At 72.0% G+C, this 18,391-nt stretch carries 14 protein-coding genes; 6 read left to right on the top strand and 8 right to left on the bottom strand.

The window, feature by feature from the left end; all coding sequences use genetic code 11:
• Positions 1-39 precede the first annotated feature (39 nt).
• Together BLR05_RS14705 and BLR05_RS14700 are read left to right on the top strand one after the other, a co-directional pair.
• The gene (locus BLR05_RS14705; protein WP_092835453.1) at positions 40-648 is read left to right on the top strand and encodes a TetR/AcrR family transcriptional regulator; all 609 of its coding nucleotides are present in this window, start codon (positions 40-42) and stop codon (positions 646-648) included.
• A 168-nt stretch (positions 649-816) separates the two neighbouring features.
• On the top strand, positions 817-1,836 hold the full coding sequence (locus tag BLR05_RS14700) for a formylglycine-generating enzyme family protein (RefSeq protein WP_092835501.1): 1,020 nt from the start codon (positions 817-819) through the stop codon (positions 1,834-1,836).
• Positions 1,837-1,859: 23 nt separating this feature from the next.
• On the opposite strand, the gene BLR05_RS14695 is transcribed toward BLR05_RS14700, so the two are convergent.
• Together BLR05_RS14695 and BLR05_RS14690 are read right to left on the bottom strand one after the other, a co-directional pair.
• The gene (locus BLR05_RS14695; protein ID WP_208606019.1) at positions 1,860-4,121 is read right to left on the bottom strand and encodes a protein-disulfide reductase DsbD family protein; all 2,262 of its coding nucleotides are present in this window, start codon (positions 4,119-4,121) and stop codon (positions 1,860-1,862) included.
• Between the two features lie 48 nt (positions 4,122-4,169).
• Entirely contained in the window at positions 4,170-4,937 is a 768-nt protein-coding gene (locus tag BLR05_RS14690; protein ID WP_092835451.1) for an alanyl-tRNA editing protein, read from the bottom strand.
• A gap of 199 nt (positions 4,938-5,136) precedes the next feature.
• Here BLR05_RS14690 and BLR05_RS14685 point away from each other — a divergent pair, with 199 nt between their 5' ends.
• The 3 genes from BLR05_RS14685 to BLR05_RS14675 all read left to right on the top strand — a co-directional run bounded on the left by BLR05_RS14685 (position 5,137) and on the right by BLR05_RS14675 (position 9,290).
• Positions 5,137-5,505 (top strand): DUF2946 family protein, encoded by a 369-nt coding sequence (locus tag BLR05_RS14685; RefSeq protein WP_244160101.1) that lies wholly within the window; start codon positions 5,137-5,139, stop codon positions 5,503-5,505.
• A 180-nt stretch (positions 5,506-5,685) separates the two neighbouring features.
• The gene (locus BLR05_RS14680) at positions 5,686-7,797 is read left to right on the top strand and encodes a TonB-dependent receptor (RefSeq protein WP_244160100.1); all 2,112 of its coding nucleotides are present in this window, start codon (positions 5,686-5,688) and stop codon (positions 7,795-7,797) included.
• Positions 7,798-7,799: 2 nt separating this feature from the next.
• A complete protein-coding gene (locus BLR05_RS14675; protein ID WP_092835445.1) occupies positions 7,800-9,290 on the top strand; it encodes a PepSY-associated TM helix domain-containing protein in 1,491 nt (496 codons plus the stop codon).
• Positions 9,291-9,326: 36 nt separating this feature from the next.
• On the opposite strand, the gene BLR05_RS14670 is transcribed toward BLR05_RS14675, so the two are convergent.
• Entirely contained in the window at positions 9,327-11,144 is a 1,818-nt protein-coding gene (locus BLR05_RS14670; protein ID WP_092835443.1) for a methyl-accepting chemotaxis protein, read from the bottom strand.
• 164 nt (positions 11,145-11,308) lie between these two features.
• Between BLR05_RS14670 and BLR05_RS14665 the strand changes: the two genes are divergently transcribed.
• Positions 11,309-12,142: a creatininase family protein gene (locus tag BLR05_RS14665; protein WP_092835441.1), complete on the top strand. Its 834-nt coding sequence runs from the start codon at positions 11,309-11,311 to the stop codon at positions 12,140-12,142.
• Between the two features lie 280 nt (positions 12,143-12,422).
• Here the strand turns inward: BLR05_RS14665 and phnX are convergent, their stop codons facing one another.
• The 5 genes from phnX to BLR05_RS14640 are packed head-to-tail and all read right to left on the bottom strand — an operon-like array spanning position 12,423 to position 18,390.
• Positions 12,423-13,253, bottom strand: a complete 831-nt coding sequence (gene phnX / locus BLR05_RS14660; RefSeq protein ID WP_092835497.1) for a phosphonoacetaldehyde hydrolase — start codon at positions 13,251-13,253, stop codon at positions 12,423-12,425.
• Between the two features lie 17 nt (positions 13,254-13,270).
• Positions 13,271-14,416, bottom strand: coding sequence for a TIGR03364 family FAD-dependent oxidoreductase (locus tag BLR05_RS14655; protein WP_092835439.1), 1,146 nt, complete (start codon positions 14,414-14,416; stop codon positions 13,271-13,273).
• Positions 14,417-14,448: 32 nt separating this feature from the next.
• Complete coding sequence (locus tag BLR05_RS14650; protein ID WP_092835437.1) at positions 14,449-16,164, bottom strand: putative 2-aminoethylphosphonate ABC transporter permease subunit; 1,716 nt, start codon at positions 16,162-16,164, stop codon at positions 14,449-14,451.
• A gap of 4 nt (positions 16,165-16,168) precedes the next feature.
• Positions 16,169-17,356, bottom strand: a complete 1,188-nt coding sequence (locus BLR05_RS14645; RefSeq protein ID WP_092835435.1) for a putative 2-aminoethylphosphonate ABC transporter ATP-binding protein — start codon at positions 17,354-17,356, stop codon at positions 16,169-16,171.
• Positions 17,356-18,390, bottom strand: a complete 1,035-nt coding sequence (locus BLR05_RS14640; protein ID WP_092835433.1) for a putative 2-aminoethylphosphonate ABC transporter substrate-binding protein — start codon at positions 18,388-18,390, stop codon at positions 17,356-17,358. The genes BLR05_RS14645 and BLR05_RS14640 overlap by 1 nt, the downstream gene beginning before the upstream one ends.
• Position 18,391 lies beyond the last annotated feature (1 nt).

Raw genomic sequence — 18,391 nt, 5'->3', positions numbered from 1 at the left:
CGGCGGGACCAGCTGGCCTGCCTCTCCTAGAATCGCCCCATGACGTCTGGAGCCACCACCCGATTGCGCCCCGGCGGGCGCAGCGCCCGCGTGCAGGCCGCCGTGCACCAGGCCGTGCGCGACCTGACGGCGCTGCACGGCCGCGATGCGCTCACCATCCCGCAGATCGCGGCGCAGGCCGGCGTCACGCCGTCCACCATCTATCGCCGATGGGGCGACCTGGTGGAACTGCTGGCGGACGTGTCGATCGAGCGCATGCGCGACGAGGCCGAGCCGTCCGACACCGGCAGCGTGCGCGGCGACCTACTGGCCTGGGGCGAGCAGTTCCTGGAGGAGATGTCGTCCGGCCCGGGGCGGCAGATGCTGAAGGACGTGCTCACCGCCAGCGGCTACGGCGATGGCTCGGCGCCCTGCCAGTGCATGCACATCACGGCCGGGCAGATCACGGTGATGGTGGAGCGCGCACGGTCCCGGGGCCATGCGACGCCGTCGGTGGACTGCGTGCTGGACACGGTGGTGGCGCCCCTCATCTACCGGCTGCTGATGGGGGTGGAGACGCCCACGGTGCAGCAGGTGGTGCAGTGGGTGGATGCCTGCATGGTGCGTTCGGATGCGGATGCGGATGTGGGTGCGGAGGGGGCGCGCTAGCACGGTGCCTTCGTCGCGGGCCGTCGGGGTGGCGTCCCGCGGATGTGGAATCTCCGCATCCGGCACGCACCGGGGGGAATGGGCGTGGCACGATGGCTGCATCGCCGCGATGCCGGCAGGAGCGCCGCCATGGTTTCTCTTCCGTTCCCTTGCCTGCCCCGCGTGGCCATGGCGGTGCTGTGCCTCTCCTGGCCGGCCGTGGAGGCGGTGGCCGGCAAGGCTGCCACGCCGGCAGGGGCTGCCGTGCCGGTCTGGACCAATTCACTGGGCATGCGGTTCGTGCGCGTGCCCGCCGGGAGCTTCCGCATGGGCAGCGACGAGCCCGTGGAGCGCCTGGCCCGCGATTACCCTGGCATGGAGGCCAGCCGCCTGGCGGCCCTGGATGACGAGGCACCAGTGCACGCCGTGCGCATCACCCGCGCGTTCTACCTGGGGCAGACGGAGGTCACGGTGGGGCAGTTCCGGCGGTTCGTGCAGGCGTCAGGCTACCGCGCCGAGTCCGAGGCCGATGGTACGGGCGGCTATGGCTACAACCCCGCCTACGATCCGGCCACGACGGTGCGGGGCGATGCATTCGAGGGGCGCAGTCCGCGGTATTCCTGGCGCGAGCCGGGCTTTGCGCAGGGCGACGACCATCCGGTGGTCAACGTGACCTGGCACGATGCGCACGCACTGGCCGCGTGGCTCAGCGCCACCGAGGGCCACCGTTACCGGCTTCCGACCGAAGCGGAATGGGAATATGCCTGCCGCGCTGGCAGGCACACGCGTTACGGCCATGGGGACGACCCGGCGGCGCTCGCGCGCCATGCCAACACGTTCGACCAGGATGCCGCCCCATACTGGCCGCGCTGGCAGGCGCAGGCTGTGCCGGGCCACGACGGGCACGCATTCACTGCACCCGTGGCGAGCTACCCGCCCAATGCTTTCGGGCTGCACGACATGAATGGAAACGCCTGGGAATGGGTGTCTGACTGGCATGCGGACGACGCCTATGCGCGGTCGGTGCACGACGACCCGCAGGGCCCCGCCACGGGCACGGTGCGCGTGCGGCGCGGGGGCTCCTGGCACACCTGGCCGCTGTATGCGCGCTGCACCTACCGCAACTGGAACACCCCGGAGACGCGATACACGCTGGTGGGGATGCGCCTGGTGCGGGAGATACAGCCGGCGCCGCGCTCGCGGCGGTAGCGCGGCATGCATTCCGGGCCGGGCTACAGAGCCGCCAGCGCCGTGCGCAATTCCCTCTCCCCCAGGATCTCCGAGAACACCACCGGCGGCCGGCCGGGCGCCTGCAGCACATAGACCGGCACGCCGCTGCGCCCCAGTTGCGCCAGCGCGGCGGTGATGGCGGGGTCGCGGCGCGTCCAGTCGGCGCGCAGCAGGGCCACGTTGCGGCCCGCGAATTCGCGCAGCACGGCGTCGCTGGCGAGGGTGGTCTTCTTGTTGAACTGGCAGGTGACGCACCAGGCGGCGGTGTAGTCCACGAACACGGGGCGCCCCTGGGCGAGCAGTTCGTCCGCGAGGCCCGGGCGCCAGGGTTGCCAGGCCGATGCGGCGGCACCGGGCGTGCCCTGGGTTGCGGAGGCGGCCGAGGCCACGGGCGGGACGGCTTCGGTGATTTTGGGAACCGCCGCCACGGCCAGGGCTGCGAAGACTGCCAGCGAGAGCGGCGCCAGCGCCAGGCGCGCGCGGCCCGCGAGCGTGCAGGCCCACACGACCATGCCGAGCGCGACGAGCAGGGCAAGCAGGGCGGCCGCGCCGTCGATGCCGCTTTGCTGGCCGAGCACCCAGACCAGCCAGACGACGGTGGCGAACATGGGGAAGGCGAGGAAGCGGCGCAGCGTGTCCATCCAGGCACCGGGGCGGGGCAGGGCGCGGGCGACGGCGGGCACCCAGCTGGCGGCGAGGTAGGGCAGGGCGAGGCCGATGCCGAGCGCCGCGAACACCGCCAGTGCCTGCGCGGCCGGCAGCGTGGCCGTGAGGCCGACCGAGGCGCCCATGAAGGGCGCGGTGCAGGGCGAGGCCACGGCCACGGCCAGCACGCCGGTCAGGAAGGCGTCGGCCACGGGGTGGCGCGCCTGCAGGCCGGCGAAGGAGGAGGGCAGCATGCGGCCGAACTCGAACACGCCCGAGAGGTTGAGGCCGATCAGCGTGAACAGCGCGGCCAGCACAGCCACCACGGCGGGCGACTGCAGCTGGAAGCCCCAGCCCACGGCCTCGCCGGCCGCGCGCAGCGCCAGCATGGCGCCGCCCAGGGCGAGGAAGGACAGCACCACGCCGGCCGTGTAGGCGATGCCGCCCAGCCGGTGGGCGCGCCGGTCCTGCCCGTGGCGCGCGAAGCCGGCCACCTTGATGGCGAGCACCGGGAACACGCAGGGCATGAGGTTGAGCACCAGCCCGCCGAGCATGGCGCCCAGCAACGCGGCCGCCAGCACGCCGGCCGGGGCCGGGGTGGCGGGTGCCGCCGGAGCCGGTGCCGATGCCTGTTGCGCATTCGCGCGCAGGGCGGCCTCCAGGGCGGGCGAGACGGTGGCCATGGAGGCGGGCCGGGGCCAGCCGCCTTCCACGGGCAGTTCGGCGCGCCAGCCCCGGCCGCCCTGGGCGAGCACGATGGGCAGCGGCATGGGGCCCTCGCTGCGCTGGGCCGATAGCGCCACGCGCGCGGTCCAGACGTCGCCCTGCCAGTCCTGGGTGCCGTCGTCGGCGGTTTCGATGACGCCGGGCGTTTCCGGGAAGAAGTCCATCGGCTTGCCGCGCACCGCCTCGGGCAGGCCGGCCACGGTGAGTACCAGCATGCCACGTTCCACGCGCGCATGGCTGCGGGTACCGCCGGCGGCCGCGGCGGGCGGCGCGGGCAGCGGCTGCGGATGGGCCTGGCGCGCCGTCTCGAAATCCTGCGCCTGCATGGCGGTGGTGCTGGCGATGGGCACCTGCAGGGTGAAGGTGCCCTCTTCGGGAATGCACTCCTTGCGGCAGACCAGCCATGAGGCATGCAGGGTGAAGGTGGCATTGCGCGCCAGCGGGCCCGGCGAGAACGCGCCCGAGACGGTCATGGGCACGGGCAGCAGGACCGTGCCCTCGTAGCCGTAGTTGGCCAGGGTGCCAATGGGGATCTTGCGCGGTACGGGCCAGGCGATCTCGCCCGCGTCGATGCCCGTCGGCAGCTGGCGCCATGCGATCTGCGTGGGCAGGCCGGAGTCGCCCGGGTTCTTCCAGTAGGTGTGCCACTCGGGCTGGTGGGTGATCGACAGGCCCAGCCAGAGCGGCTTGCCCGGCCCCACGCCGTCGGGAGCGTGGGCCACCAGTTCGGCGCGCACGTGCGGGGTGGTGACGGTGCTGCTGCCGGCCGCCGTGCCGGCGGAGGCGCCGCCGGCGGGCTGGGACAGCAACTGGGCGGAGGCCGGGGCCGCCAGGGTGAAGGCAGCCAGGAGGGCGAGGGGCGGCAGCAGGCGCTGCAGGAGGCGGACGGACATGGCGCGGTGTGGGAGCGGCGCGGGCGGCGTTGGTTCCTGGACGCGCGCTCAGGCCGCGAAGCCCAGCACCACGCGGCGGGCCATGGCGCCTTTTTTCTCGATCCTGGTGACGACCACCGCGCCGATCTCGGTGGTGCTGCCGACGTGGGTGCCGCCGCAGGGCTGCAGGTCGATGAGCGGCTGCCCCGGCGTGCCCACGCGCACGGTGCGTACCTGGCCGCTGCCGCGCGGCGGCTGCACGCTCATGCTCTTGACGAGGTCGGGCTGGGCGTCCAGTTCGGCGTCGCTGATGGCGCCGATGGTGACGGGGTGCGCCTCGGCCACGAGCCGGGCGATGTCGGCGTTCAGGGCGGCGGCATCCAGCGGGCCGTCCATGTGGAAATCCAGCCGCGCGGTGTCGGGCGTGACCGAGCAGCCGTTGACGGGCTGGGCCACCAGGTGGCACAGCAGGTGGGTGGTGGTGTGGAAGCGCATCAGCCGGTGGCGGCGCTCCCAGTCGATGCGGGCGGTGACTTCCTCGCCCACGGAGGGTGGCTCGGCGCCGGGCGCCGGCACATGCACGATGGCGGCCGTGGGCTTGCCTTCGGCGTCCTTGGCCTTGCGCGTATCGGCGATCGGCACCTCGCGCCCGTCGGCCCGCACCAGCACCCCGGCATCGCCCGCCTGCCCGCCGCCCAGGGGATAGAACACCGTGCGGTCGAGCACGATGCCGCCGTCGGGCAGCACGGCGGCGACGGTGGCGCGGCATTCGCGCAGGTAGGCGTCTTCGCGGAACAGGTCGCGGGTGGTGGAGGCGAGGGCTTCGTCGTGGGTCATCCGGCGATGGTAGCGCCGGCTCCGGCGGCGGGAGCGCTTGCGTTCCAAAGACCTGCGCCGAGCGTTCCGGGTTCATCGCGGGCTTGCCTGGCGGGTGGACTTCCGAAAGAGGGAGTTTGCACTGCCGCCGCATAATGCTCCGGTAATGCAGGACGCCCGCCTTGCCGTCTCTGCATCCGAACCATCTCTTGTCGTCCTGGTGACTCCCTTCCTGCCCCGCCTCCGCCGCCTGGCCCCGCTGGTCCTGGCGTGGTGGATGCTCGCCTTCGGCATGGCCGCGGCGTCGCCGCTGCTGCATCCGCAGAGCCTGCAGGTGGTCTGCAATGCGGCCGGCGCCGCCAAGCTGGTGGTCATGCGGGACGACGGCAGCGGCCTGCGCGAGATGGGCCAGCATGGCCTGGATTGCGCGCTGTGCCTCGCGCCGGGTGCCCCGCCGCCCGTGCCGGTGGTGCTGGCGGTGCCGATGGGGCAGCCGCTGGCGCATGCATTGCAGCCGGTGGCGGCCGCGCGCCTCGCGGCGCTGGTGGGTGCGCCGCTGCCGGCGCGCGGGCCGCCCGCGCGGGCCTGACCGGCCTGCCTTCTTCCGGCAGGGCTGCCGCGCTTCCAGGTCCCCTGGGGCCGCCTCCGCGGCAGAGGTCTTCCTTCTCCTTCGTCTCCCCGTTTTTTTCCGTCCGGTCCGCGCTCGCGTGGGCCGGGTGGGCACCGCTTGCGCGAGGTGGATATGGACCGGCTTCGTCGTCGCTTCCGTTTGTCTTTTTCTTTTTCTGTTCCTTCTTCGTCTTCTCCCGCGTTCCGGCTTCCTTGGCCCGCGGTCGCGCTGGCGGCCCTTCCCGCGCTGGCGGCCTGGGGGCAGGAAGTGCCCGGGGCCGTCGGCGGCCATGGCACGGCGGCAAACTCCGTACCGGCGGAAGCCGGCCCCGCGCTCACGCTCGGCACGGTGGAGGTGCGCGAGGGCCCCGGCGGCGCGCTACCGGCGCGCAGCGTCTCCACGTCGGTGGACATCGTGGGCGGCGAGGTGCTGCAGGACGCCCGCGTGGACCACACCTGGGAGCTGCTGGGCCGCGCGCCCGGGGTGCAGGTCACGCCGTTCCGGCAGGGGGTGGACGCGGGGCGTTTCTCGTTCCGCGGCTTCAATGGCGAGGGCCGGGTGAATGCGGTCAAGCTGCTGATCGACGGCATCCCGTCGAACGACAACGCGGGCGGCATGCCGTTCCTGGATGCGGTGTTCCCGCTCGACATCGAGGCGGTGGAAGTGGTGCGCGGCACGAATGACCCGCGCTACGGGCTCAACAACATCGCGGGCAACGTGAACGTGCTGACGCGCACGGGCGGCAACGAGGGCCGCGCGACGCTGACGGCGGGCAGCTTCGGCACGCGCGACCTGCAGGTGGTCAAGGGCATCGAGTCGGGGCCGTGGAGCCAGAACTACGGCGTGTTCTGGCGCACGGGCGACGGCTGGCGTGACCATGCGGAGGGCACGCAGCACGCGCTGTCGGGCAAGTGGTTCTACACCGATCCGGGCGGTGGCTGGCGCGCAGGCCTCACGGCGCGCACTTTCCGCAATGCGGCGGATGAATCCGGCTACCTGACGCGCGAGCAGGCGGCGGCGCAGCCGCGCTGGTCGCCGCCGTGGTCGGCCTCGGACCGCAGCACGCGCGAGACGGGGCAGCTGGGGCTGCACTGGGAGGCCCGGCTGGCCGAGCGCCTGTCGTGGACGGCGCGCGCGTACGCCAGCCATTACGAGAACCAGCGCTGGGTGCGGTTCTCGCCGTCGGGCATGCAGCAGGAGCGCGACAACGATGAGGACCAGCGCGGGCTGTCGGGTGTGCTGACGTGGCGGCCTGCGGTGGCGTGGGCGCATGCGTTCACGCTGGAAGGCGGAGTGGATGCGCAGTGGCAGGACAACGGCGCGCAGCGTTGGCGCACGGCCGATCGCGTGCGGACTTCGCAGTTCCGGGACTGGGATTTCGACGTGCATACGCAGGGGGCGTATGTGCAGGCGGTGGTGCAGCCGGTGGCGTCGCTGCGCATCGTGCCGGCGCTGCGCGTGGACCGGCTGGGCGGGGATTTCACCGACCGGCTGACGGGGCAGCGCTACGGCATGCACGACTACGGCACCATCCGGCAGCCCAAGCTGAGCGTCGCCTGGACGGCGCGCGAGGGCGTGACGCTGTATGCGAATGCGGGCCGCACCTTCCAGGTGGGCTCGGGCATCGATGCCTACCGCACGCAGGCACGCGACCTGGGCCCGTCGATCAACGACGGCTGGGAGACGGGCGTGCGCTGGCAGCCTGCGCCGGGCTGGGAGGCGCGGGTGGCGGCGTGGCAGCAGCGCGCCTCGGGCGAGGTGGCGCGCGTGCTGGGTGTGGACGGGCTGCCCGATCCCGGCGGGCTGGGCAACGTGGGGCGCACGCGGCGCAAGGGCTGGGACGCGCAGCTCAATGCCCGCCTGGACGCGCGCTGGACGGGCTGGGTCGCCTATTCGCACCAGGTGGCGCGCATCACCGTGCCCGACCCGTCGGCGCCGGACACCGCCGGGCGGGAGGTGGAGAACGTGCCGCACTACCTGGCGAGCGCAGGCCTGCAGGTGCGCGCAACGGAGGTGCTGCGCCTGTCGGCCATGGTGACGGCGCAGGGCGACTATGACCTGGACCGCACCAACACCCAGGGCCGCACGGGGCGCTATGCGCTGCTGGACCTGGGCGCCAGCTGGCAGCTCACGCCCACCGTGGACGTCGGCGTGCAGGTGCGCAACGCGACGAACCGGCGCTATGTCTATGCGTGGTACGACAGCGGTTCTTCGGGCTATTCGCCGGGCGACGGCCGCAGCGTCGCGGTCAGCCTGGGATGGAGGTTCTGACCATGGCATCGACCACCAAGACCGCGGCCACGATCACCGCCGGGAGCCTGTACCGCGCGGTGTGGCGCTGGCATTTCTATGCCGGGCTGCTGGTGCTGCCCTTCCTGGCCTGGCTGGCGGTGACTGGCGGGGCGTTCCTGTTCCAGGGCGAGATCGATGGCTGGTATCACCGCGATCTGCTGCGCGTGGCGCAACCCGTGCCACCGGGCGCGGCGCGGCCGCCCAGCGCGCTGGTGGCCGCTGCGGTGGCGGTGCAGCCGGGGCAGTGGTTCCGCTACACGCCGGCCGCGGGGCCGGGGGACAGCGCGAACGTGGGCATCGCCACCGCGGACGGGCGCCGCGTGGCGGTGTACGTGGATCCGGGCTCGGCACGGGTGCTGGGGCAGTTGCCGGAGCGGGGCACGCTGTCGTGGCAGATCCGGCGGCTGCACAGCCTGAAGGTGATCGGCCCGGTGGCGCGCGGCGTGATCGAGATGGCGGCGGGCTGGGCCGTGGTGCTGGTGGCGACGGGGTTGTACCTGTGGTGGCCGCGCGGCCGCCGGGGTGGGGTGGTGACGGTGCGCGGGCGCCCGGCCGAGCGGGTGTTCTGGCGCGACCTGCATGCGGTGCTGGGCCTGGGCGTGGGCGCGATCCTCGCGTTCCTGGCGCTGACGGGCATGCCCTGGTCGGTGTTCTGGGGGGCGCAGGTGAATGCCTGGGCCAACGGCAGCCACTGGGGCTATCCGGCCGGCGTGCGCGTGCAGGTGCCGATGTCGGCCGTGCCCGTGGCGGACACGCTGTCCGTGCCGTGGAGCCTGCAGCAGGCACGCGTGCCCGTGGCCTCGGCCGTGCCGGCCGCGATGGTGGCCGGCGGGCGCGGAGGCCATGGAGGGCATCCAGGCCATGAAGGCCATGGGGGCCAGGACGGGGCCGGGGAGCACGCAGATCACGGCGGAGAGGCGGCAGCCCAGGCCGCCGGGCCGCAGCCCATGCCGCCGGTCGGCCTGGACGCCGCGATGGCGGTGTTCACGCGGCTGGGCCTGGCGCCGGGTTTCGGCGTGGCTGCGCCGCAGGGAGCGGGCGGCGTCTATACCGCCTCGGCCTATCCGGCCGATCTCGGCCGGCAGCGGGTGGTGCACCTGGACCAGTACAGCGGCCGGCCGCTGCTCGACATGGGCTATGCCGACTACGGGCCGGTGGCGCGGGGACTGGAGTGGGGCATCAATGTCCACCTGGGCCAGCAGTACGGCGCGGCCAACCAGATCGTGCTGGCCGTGGCCTGCGCCGGCATCGTGCTGCTGTGCGTCGCGGGCGCGGTGGCGTGGTGGAAGCGCCGCCCGGCCGGGGGGCTGGGCGTGCCGCCGCTGCCGGCGCAGCCGCGCGCCCTCTGGGTGGTGGCCGGGATGATGGCCGTGGCCGGCGTGCTGCTGCCCCTGCTGGGGCTGTCGCTGCTGTGCATGCTGGCGGTGGATGCCGCCTGGCGCAGGCGGCAGGCGAGGGCGCTGCGGAGGTAGGCCCCCGCAGGGCTCGGCGCCGCGGGCCGCCCGGTGTCAGAAGGTTTCCCAGTCGTCGTTGTTCGGGCTGGCGGCCCGGGCGGGCGCAGGTGCGGCCGGCTGCTGCGCCGGGGCCAGGGCTGGCCGAACGGCGGCCGATGCCTGCACCGATGCGGGCATCTTCGGAGCGGCAGTGAGGCTGGGCATTGCGCGCGGTCCGGCGGCGGGCGTCCTGGCGTGCTGCAGGGCGGCGGATGCGGCGCGTGCGGTGTCGCGGCTGCGGGACTGAGCCTGGGCGATGACGGCCTGGGATGCGTCGGCATCGACCTGGAAGACGCTGACGAGCTCGACGAGGCGGGAGGCCTGGGAGTTGAGGCTGTCGGCGGCGGCGGCGGATTCCTCGACGAGGGCGGCGTTCTGCTGGGTGACCTGGTCGAGCTGGTTGACGGCGTCGCTGACCTGGGAGATGCCCTGCTCCTGCTCGTGGGTGGCCGCACCGATTTCGGCGATGAGGTCGGCGACGCGGCGGGCCTGCTCGACGATCTCTCCCATGGTGGAGCCGGCCTCGCCCACGAGCTGGGAGCCGGTCTCGACCTTGGAGACGCTCTCGCCGATGAGGGCCTTGATCTCCTTGGCGGCCTGGGCAGAGCGCTGCGCGAGGGTGCGGACTTCGGAGGCGACGACGGCGAAGCCGCGGCCCTGCTCGCCGGCGCGGGCGGCCTCGACGGCGGCGTTGAGGGCGAGGATGTTGGTCTGGAAGGCGATGGAGTCGATGACGCCGATGATGTCGCCGATCTTGCGGGAGGAGGCGGTGATGTCCTCCATGGTGCGCACGACGTTGCCCACGACCTCGCCGCCACGGGCGGCGGTGGCGGAAGCGGAGGAGGCGAGCTGGGAGGCGGTGCGGACGGTGTCGGCGTTCTGCTTGACGGTGGAGTTCATCTGCTCCATGGAGGCGGCGGTCTGCTGGAGGTTGGAGGCCTGCTCCTCGGTGCGCTGGCTGAGGTCGGCGTTGCCGGTGGCGATCTGGGAGGCGCCCGTGGCGATGGATTCGCTGCTGTGGCGGACTTCGGAGACGACCTGGGCGAGGTTGGAGCGCATGGCGCCCATGGCGGCGAGGACGGAGGAAGAGTCGCCGGGGCGCAGGTCGACGTGGACGGCGAGGTTGCCGCGGGCGACTTCCTGGGCGATCTGGGCGGCGTAGGCGGGTTCGCCGCCGAGCTGGCCCTTCACGCGGCGCGTGATCGACCAGGCGACGAGCGCGCCGAGTGCTGCAGACAGCACGGCCAGCACGATCATGGTGTTGCCCGCGGCGCTGGCGGTGCTGCTGGAGGACTCCGCCATGTCGATGGTCATCTTGCGCTGGTAGGCGATCATGTCCTCCACGGCCTGGAAGTAGGCGTGCTGCGCGGTGCGCATCTCGCCGAGCAGCACGGTGCGCGCGTTGACCATGTCGTTGGCGAGGCCGAGCTTCGCCGCCTTCTCGACGGTGCCGAGGAACTGCGGGCGGGCATCGGAGATGCGTTCCATGAGGACCTTGCCCTGGGGCGAGCGCACGCGCTGCTGCATCTTGCCCATGAGTTCCGAGGTCTGGGCGATCACGTTGTCGAGCCGCTTCTTCTCTTCGGCCATGGAGGCGTCGTTTTCCAGCATGGCGAGGTTGCGCACCGCGAGGGCGACGACGTTGGTGTTGTCCTTGACCTGCTGCAGCTGCAGGAGGATGTCCAGCCGTTCGCGCGACAGCGCCTGGAGATTGGTGCCCGTGCGGTCGAGCTGGAACCGGCCGTACGCGGCGACCAGGAAGCCTATGGCGATCACGATGGCGAAGCCCGTGCCCAGCATGGCTCCCAAACGGATGTTCTTCAATAAATTCACGACTTTCCTCCCTGTGGCAACTTTCTACGGAACGTATAGGACGCTATCACTCCGGGGGTTGTTACTTATTGTTTTTATTCAATGCAAAATGATATGGGAAGGTGATGTCTATGCGTAACGGCGCGCCTATCGTTACCACTGATGGGCTGGGCCCATGCCCTACGATGGCGGCCATGGCTTATCCCTCCCGCTATTGGGCCGAACTCTCCACCCGCGATTTCTCCGAGGCCCGGGCCTCGGGCCTGGCCGGGTGCACCGTGGCCGTGCTGCCGGTGGCTGCCATCGAGCAGCACGGTCCGCACCTGCCGCTCGCCGTGGACGCCGCGCTCCTGCGGGGGGTGATCGATGCCGCGCTGCCGTTGCTGCCGGCGGACCTGCCCGTGCTCTTCCTGCCGCCGCAGGACGTGGGCCTGAGCACCGAGCACACGGCCTTTCCGGGCACGCTCACGCTGTCGCCGGCCACGGTGATCGCGCTCTGGAGCGAGCTGGGCGCCTGCGTGGCCCGCGCAGGCATCCGGAAGCTGCTGCTCTTCAACGGCCACGGCGGGCAGGTGAGCGTGATGGACATCGTGGCGCGCGAGCTGCGGCAGCGGCACGGCCTGCTGGTGTACAGCGCGAGCTGGTTCAGCCTGCCGCTGCCGGATGCGGTGCAGGGCCTGTTCAGCGCCGAGGAGCACCGCTTCGGCATCCACGGCGGGCAGGTGGAGACGTCGATGATGCTGCACCTCGCGCCGCAGACCGTGCGCATGGCGCATGCCGGGCGGTTCCGCTCGACCTCGCAGGACCGCGCGGAGCGCTATCCCATACTGGGCAACGGCCGCAGCGCCAGGATGGGATGGGCCATCCAGGACTACCACCCGGCGGGCGCGGTGGGCGATGCGGCCGGCGCCACCGCGGAAAAGGGGCGTGCCGTGGTCGAGGCCGCGGCTGCGCAGCTGGCGGCGCTGCTCGGCGAGATCGCCGACCTGCCGGACGGCACGCTGGTGGAAGGGCCCTAGGGCCTGTTAACGCTATGCAAGGGGTCGCGAAGCTCATCACAGCCCGCCCATCAAGGCGCGCGACGCCGTGCGTGTGTCCACACGTACAAGGAGCGCAACGCCGGGGGGCGGGCTGTGATGAGCTTCCCTTCGGGTTGCTCCGCGAAGGGGCCGCTTGCAGCGTTGCCCGTGCTTGCAAGGCCCCGGCCTTGCTACGCCCAGGCGCCTTGCACCCAGCCCCTTCGCGAAGCAACGCGATCCCCTTGCATAGCGTTAACAGACCCTGGGGCACGGCCCCGGATCAGGCGGTGGGCGGCGTTTCGCCCCGCGCCAGCCGGGCATCGATGTCGTCCAGCACGGGCAGCAGGTCCGCCACGGTGTCGATCACGTAGTGCGCGCCCGCGGCCCGGAGTTCGGTGGTGGCCTGGCCGCGCACCTGCTGCTGCGCCGCGGCGTCCAGCGCATTCCATTCCTGCAGCGACAGGCCGGCCGCGTTGCCGCTGATGGCCAGGCCCACGGCCCAGGTGCCGGCGGCGGTGCCTTCCTGCACGCCCACGCCGGTGTCGTCCACCTTCACCACGGTGGCGGGGGGCCACACGCCCAGGTCCGTGAAGCAGCGGTACATCATGAGCGGCGAGGGCCGCCCGGCCGCCAGGTCGCCCGCGCAGACCAGGTTGTCGGGCGCGTAGCCGGCGCCGCGGGCGAGGGGCGCGAGCACCTCCATGATGGGGCGGTTGTAGCCGGTGGTGGAGCCGATCTTGACCCCGCGCGCGCGCAGCGCGGCCACCAGGCCGAGGGCGCCGGGAATGAAGTCGGCGTGTTCGGGGATGACGGCGGCGTTCATGGGCGTGAAGACCTCGTGCAGGTGGTCCACGTCGGCATCGCCGAAGGGCCGGCCGTGCCGCGCCTGCCACTGCGCGGCCACATGGGGCAGGCGGCCCAGGGCCTGGATGTGGTTCCATTTGGCCATGCCCATGGGGCCGCGGGCGTCGGCGGTGGTGATCTCCACGCCGAACTGCGCGAAGAGCCGCACGAAGGCGCCCATGGGCGCGCGGGAGCCGAAATCGACGATGGTGCCGGCCCAGTCGAAGACGGCGGCCTGCAGGCGGAGCGGAGGGGGGCTTGCGTTCATGGAGTGGATGGCCCGGTTCACCAGGCGGCGAAAACATCCTCGGCGATGCCGAAGGCGGTGCTGGCGCCGGTGCCGCTGGTGACGAGGACGAGGCGCGTGGCGTCGTCGGGCGCATCGATCAGGCAGTCGGTGGCGGGCGAGGAGGGGTAGGTGCCGAGCCAGCGGTGGGTCACGCGGCAGTCGGGCAGGTGCAGGGTTTCGCGCAGGTGGCGCAGGATGAGATCGTCCACGCGGGTGTCGGCGAAGGGCTCCAGCACGGGGCCGTAGTGGTGGGAGTCGCCCACCACCAGCGATCCGTCGGCGCTCTGCACCACGATCAGGTGGATGCCGTGGGCCAGCGATTCGCCTTCCTCCACGTCGAGCTGCGCGCGCAGGACCCGGGCGGCGGGCAGGCGACTGTAGCCGTGGTAGCGCACGAGGCTCAGGTCGCCCATGACCGAGCCGGGCAGCTGGAAGCCCTCCGGAGGCTGCACGCGCAGCATGTGGAGCTGGCACAGCCGCAGGCCGTGGGGCGCGATGCGGCCGGCCAGCAGGCCGCCCAGTTCGGTGTTGGTGCAGATGGCCACCCGCTCGGCGTGCAGCGTGGCGCGCGCGGTGCGCACGCGGGGCGCGGCCACTTCCAGCACCTGTTCGCCGAAGCGGAAGGCGACGCCGTGCGCCTCTTCCAGCCAGCGGGCGAGCAGGCCGATGGCGGTGCGCGATTCGATGCGCGCCTCGTGCGGGCTGTACAGCACGGCCTGGGCCGGTCCGCGCGGGCCGTCGAGCCGCAGCGCCGGGGCGCGCCGCGCGGCCTCCGGTGGCGCCAGCAGCTCGCAGCCTTCGGCCATTTCCGTCGCCATGAACTGCTCGAGCACGCGCAGCGCCTGCGACCGTTGGGCCGTGAGCCACAGGCCCTGGTGGACGATGTCGATGCCGGCCTGCGGGGCGATGTCTTCCCACACCTCGCGCGCGCGCCGTGCCCGTCGCCAGGTGTCGCCCGCGCCCTGGCCGGTGACGGTGACGAAGCCGAAGTTGCGGATGGAGGCGCCGACGCAGGCGGCATCCTTGTCGACCACGCACACCGACAGGCCGCGGCAGGCGGCAGTGTAGGCGTGCGCCAGGCCGACGATGCCGGCGCCGACGACGATCAGGTCGTAATGCGGTGAAGCGTGCTGTGCTTGCATGCAGGGTGTGGGTTGAAATCCGTGGTGCCGCATCAGCGCGCCCGCCAGCGCTGGGTGCGGCGTTCGGCCAGGCAGCCCGCCAGCAGGAAGAGCAGGCTCGTGCCGATGGAAACGGCCGAGACCAGCACCGCCATGGCGGCCGCGCCGGCGGTGTCGCCCGCATCGTCGAGGTTGAGGATGCCGACCGAGGCGGGCCGCGTCTGCGGTGCATACAGGAACACCACGGCCGACACGGTCGTCATCGCGTTCACGAAGAAGTAGCGCGCGACGTCCAGCAGCGCGGGCAGGCAGATCGGCAGCGTGACGCGCCAGAGCGTCTTGTAGAAAGGCACCTTGAGCGAGGCGGACACGGCCTCGAATTCGCCGTCGATGGCGCGCAGCGCGGTCACCAGAGTGAGATGGCCGGTGGTGTAGAAATGCACCACCGTGCACAGCACCAGCAGCGCCATGGTCTGGTAGAGCCCGTGCAGCGGATTGCCCGGTGCATTGAAGAAGAAGATGTAGCCCAGGCCCAGTACCAGGCCCGGAACGGCCATGGGCAGCATGGCGATCAGGCGCAGCAGCGTGCGCAGCGCGGGCATGCCCCGCATCTTCTCCTGCAGGTAGGCGCCTGCGAACGCCGCTGCCGTACCGCAGGCGGCCGTGCCGGCCGCGAGCACCAGGCTGTTGAGCAGCGCGTCGCCCATCTCGGCATCGACCAGGCCCGACACGTAGTGGTCCAGCCCGGGCGCGAGGTTGTAGGGCCAGAGCGTGGCGAGCGAGGCGAACGATGCCATGCCGAACATCGCCAGCATCAGCACGGCGACGAGCCCGCAGAATGCGGCCATGGCCGCGTCGAAGGCGGGCGCGGGCCGGGGCGCCAGCACCACGGCGCGCGCGCCCAGCGCGGCGGTATGCCGGCGCCGCACCAGGTGGTCGATGCAGAAGGTGAGCACGGCCGGCGCCAGCAGCAGCAGGGACGCCACCGCGCCGCGCCGGAAGTCCTGCTGGCCGATGACCAGCTTGAACACGTCGGTGGCCAGCACGTTGAAGTTGCCGCCCACCACCTTCGGAATGCCGAAGTCGGTGATGGCGAGCGTGAACGTGACCAGTGCGGCGGAAACGAGGCCGTACCTCGCGCCGGGCAGGGTGATGGTGAGAAAGCGCCGCAGCGGGCGCGTGCCCATGGCGTCGGCCGCTTCGTAGAGCCGCGCATCGGCCAGCGCCAGCGCGGTGGCGAGGATCATGAGCGCATGCGGAAAGGTGGCGAAGCACTCGGCCAGCACGATGCCCGGTGCGCCGTAGATGCCGTCGAAGCCCAGGGCCTGCCACAGCCCGCGCGCCACTCCCTGGTTGCCGAACCAGTAGATGAGCGCGATGGCCGACAGCAGCGAGGGCGCCAGCAGCGGTAGCAGCGCGATGCCGCGCAGCAGGCGCTTGAGCGGCATGCAGCTGCGCGTCAGCGCATAGGCGAAGGCGAAGGCCGGCGGAATGACGATGGCGGTGGTCAGCAGCGAGACCTGCAGGCTGTTGGCGAGGCTCTGCAGCAGCGCGGGCGAGCGCAGGTAGTCGGCGAATGCGCTGCCGCCGCCACCGTCCGCGGCAGGCGCGAAGGCCTGCCCCAGGCTGGCGGCCAGGGGGGCGAGCAGCCCCACGCAGAGCAGCGCGACCAGGGCCAGCAGCGCGGCCTGTGCGAGCCGGTCGCTCCAGGCCGTGCGCGGGCGCGGCGCCGCCGGGGAGCCAGGATGGGCGGCGGGCAGGGTGGCCATGGCGTCAGCTCCGTCCGCCGGGCTGCGCAAAGGCGCGCAGGCGATCCTCGCGCAGGGCGAACTCCAGGCGGCGGCCTTCCTGCACGCCGAATTCGTCCATCTGGTTCAGCGAGAACTGCAGCAGCAGGGGCTGGCCGGGCAGCCCTTCCACGTCCAGCTCCGCCAGGCAGGTGCCGCCCAGGAACTCCAGCCGCCGCACGGTGCCCGCACACAGGCCGGGCTGGCCGGGCACGCCGGATGACAGGCGCTCGATGATGCGGTCTTCGGGGCGCAGGTAGAGCAGGGCTTCGCTGCCGGCAGGCAGCGCCTCGGCGCCGCGGCCTTCGGCGCAGCGCAGGCGCAGGCCGCCGCAGCGGAACCAGCGGTCGCCTTCGGCCACCGCGTGCAGGCGGTTGGCCTTGCCCACGAAGTCGGCCACGAAGGGCGACGCGGGCTCGCGGTAGATTTGCAGCGGCGTGCCCACCTGCTCGATCACGCCATGGTTCATCACCACGATGCGGTCGGCCAGGGTCAGGGCCTCTTCCTGGTCGTGGGTGACCATGATGGTGGTCACGCCCAGGCGGCGCTGCAGGGCGCGCAGTTCCTTGCGCAGGTGCACGCGCACGATGGCGTCGAGCGCGGAGAGCGGCTCGTCGAGCAGCAGCAGGCCGGGCGAGGTGGCCAGGGCCCGCGCCAGCGCCACGCGCTGCTGCTGGCCGCCGGACATCTGTGCGGGATATTTGCCGCCGCTGCCGGGCAGGCCGACGAGCTGCAGCAGTTCCTCGACGCGCGCCCGCACGGCCGCACGTGGCTGCCGGCGATTGGCCAGGCCGTAGGCCACGTTGTCGGCCACGCGCAGGTTGGGAAAGAGCGCATACGACTGGAACACGATGCCGTAGTCGCGCTGTGCAGGCGGCAGGTGGGAGATCTCGTGCCCGGCCTGCCAGAGCCGGCCGCGCGTCTGTGCCTCCAGCCCGGCGATGATGCGCAGCAGCGTGGTCTTGCCGCAGCCCGAGGGGCCGAGGAAGCACACGAACTCGCCCCGGGCGACGGACAGGTCGATATGCTCCAGCGCGGTGAAGGTGCCGAAGCGTTTGTGCACGCCTTCCAGGCGGAGGTGGCCCGCCGGGGCCTGCGCCGCCGCGGCGGCAGCACCCGGAGCAGCGCCGGCGCTGCGTTCCACGCCGAAGGCACGCGCCGCCGGCGCATTCATCACTTCTTTGCCTCGCTTTTCGCGTCGTAGCGCTTCGTCCACTCGGCCAGGATGCGCTCGCGGTTCAGGGCGGACTTCTGGAAGTCCATCTTGACGAGGCGCGACTCGTAGTCGGCGGGTATGCCCGGTAGCTTCGGCGCCACGCCTGGCTGCGCGGTGACGGCGAAGTTCCTGCCGTAGAGCATCATCGCGTCCTTGGACGTGGCCCAGTCGGCCAGCTTCCTGGCCGCCGCCATCCTGGGCGTGCCCTGGTAGATGCCGAAGGCTTCCAGGTCCCAGCCCAGGCCTTCCCTGGGGAACACCAGCTCGATCGGCGCGCCCTTGGCTTTGTTGGCATAGCCGCGGTACTCGAACGAAATGCCTGCCACGTATTCGCCGGCGGCGGCCATGTTGCAGGGCTTCGAGCCGGAGTGGGTGTACTGGGCGATGTTCTGGTGCAGCGCGTCCATGTACTTCCAGCCGCCACCCTGGCCGGCATCGTCGCCCCAGAGCTGCAGCCATGCGGCCACGTCGAAGTAGCCGGTGCCCGAGGATGCGGGGTTGGGCATCACCACCTGTCCCTTGAATTCGGGCTTGAGCAGGTCCTTCCAGGTGGCGGGCACGGGAATGTTCTTCTTTTTCGCCTCGGCGGTGTTGAAGCACACCACGGCGCCGAACACGTCCATCCCCACCCAGGCCGGCGGGTTCTTCGCGTCGCGGTACTGCGGCATGACGGCGTCCAGGTTCAGCGGCGCGTAGGGCTGCAGCATGCCCTGGCTTGCGAACAGCGCCATGCTGGAGGCGGCCACGCCCCACACGGCATCGGCCTGCGGGTTGGCTTTCTCGGCCAGCAGCCTGGCGGTGATGACGCCCGTGGAGTCGCGCACCCACTTGATCTCGATGTCGGGCTCCACCTTGTTGAAGGCGGTCTGGTAGGCCTTGATCTGGTCGGTTTCCAGCGCGGTGTAAACGGTGAGCTGGGTCTTCTGCGCCAGCGCGCCCGTGGCGATGGCGAGGCCGATGGCGAGGGCCGTGAGAAGCTTGAGCGGACGCATG

Source organism: Paracidovorax cattleyae (assembly GCF_900104515.1).
Classification (GTDB): Bacteria; Pseudomonadota; Gammaproteobacteria; order Burkholderiales; family Burkholderiaceae_C; genus Paracidovorax; species Paracidovorax cattleyae.
The sequence above is the reverse complement of the archived record's forward strand: the minus strand, read 5'-3'. Positions and strand labels throughout refer to the sequence as shown.

Bases quoted from the DNA above. Each gene is read 5' to 3' on its own strand.
- BLR05_RS14705 (WP_092835453.1), top strand. From the start codon at position 40: ATGACGTCTGGAGCCACCACCCGATTGCGCCCCGGCGGGCGCAGCGCC.
- BLR05_RS14700 (WP_092835501.1), top strand. From the start codon at position 817: ATGGCGGTGCTGTGCCTCTCCTGGCCGGCCGTGGAGGCGGTGGCCGGC.
- BLR05_RS14695 (WP_208606019.1), bottom strand. From the start codon at position 4,121: ATGTCCGTCCGCCTCCTGCAGCGCCTGCTGCCGCCCCTCGCCCTCCTG.
- BLR05_RS14690 (WP_092835451.1), bottom strand. From the start codon at position 4,937: ATGACCCACGACGAAGCCCTCGCCTCCACCACCCGCGACCTGTTCCGC.
- BLR05_RS14675 (WP_092835445.1), top strand. From the start codon at position 7,800: ATGGCATCGACCACCAAGACCGCGGCCACGATCACCGCCGGGAGCCTG.
- BLR05_RS14665 (WP_092835441.1), top strand. From the start codon at position 11,309: ATGGCGGCCATGGCTTATCCCTCCCGCTATTGGGCCGAACTCTCCACC.
- phnX (WP_092835497.1), bottom strand. From the start codon at position 13,253: ATGAACGCAAGCCCCCCTCCGCTCCGCCTGCAGGCCGCCGTCTTCGAC.
- BLR05_RS14655 (WP_092835439.1), bottom strand. From the start codon at position 14,416: ATGCAAGCACAGCACGCTTCACCGCATTACGACCTGATCGTCGTCGGC.
- BLR05_RS14650 (WP_092835437.1), bottom strand. From the start codon at position 16,164: ATGGCCACCCTGCCCGCCGCCCATCCTGGCTCCCCGGCGGCGCCGCGC.
- BLR05_RS14645 (WP_092835435.1), bottom strand. From the start codon at position 17,356: ATGAATGCGCCGGCGGCGCGTGCCTTCGGCGTGGAACGCAGCGCCGGC.
- BLR05_RS14640 (WP_092835433.1), bottom strand. From the start codon at position 18,390: ATGCGTCCGCTCAAGCTTCTCACGGCCCTCGCCATCGGCCTCGCCATC.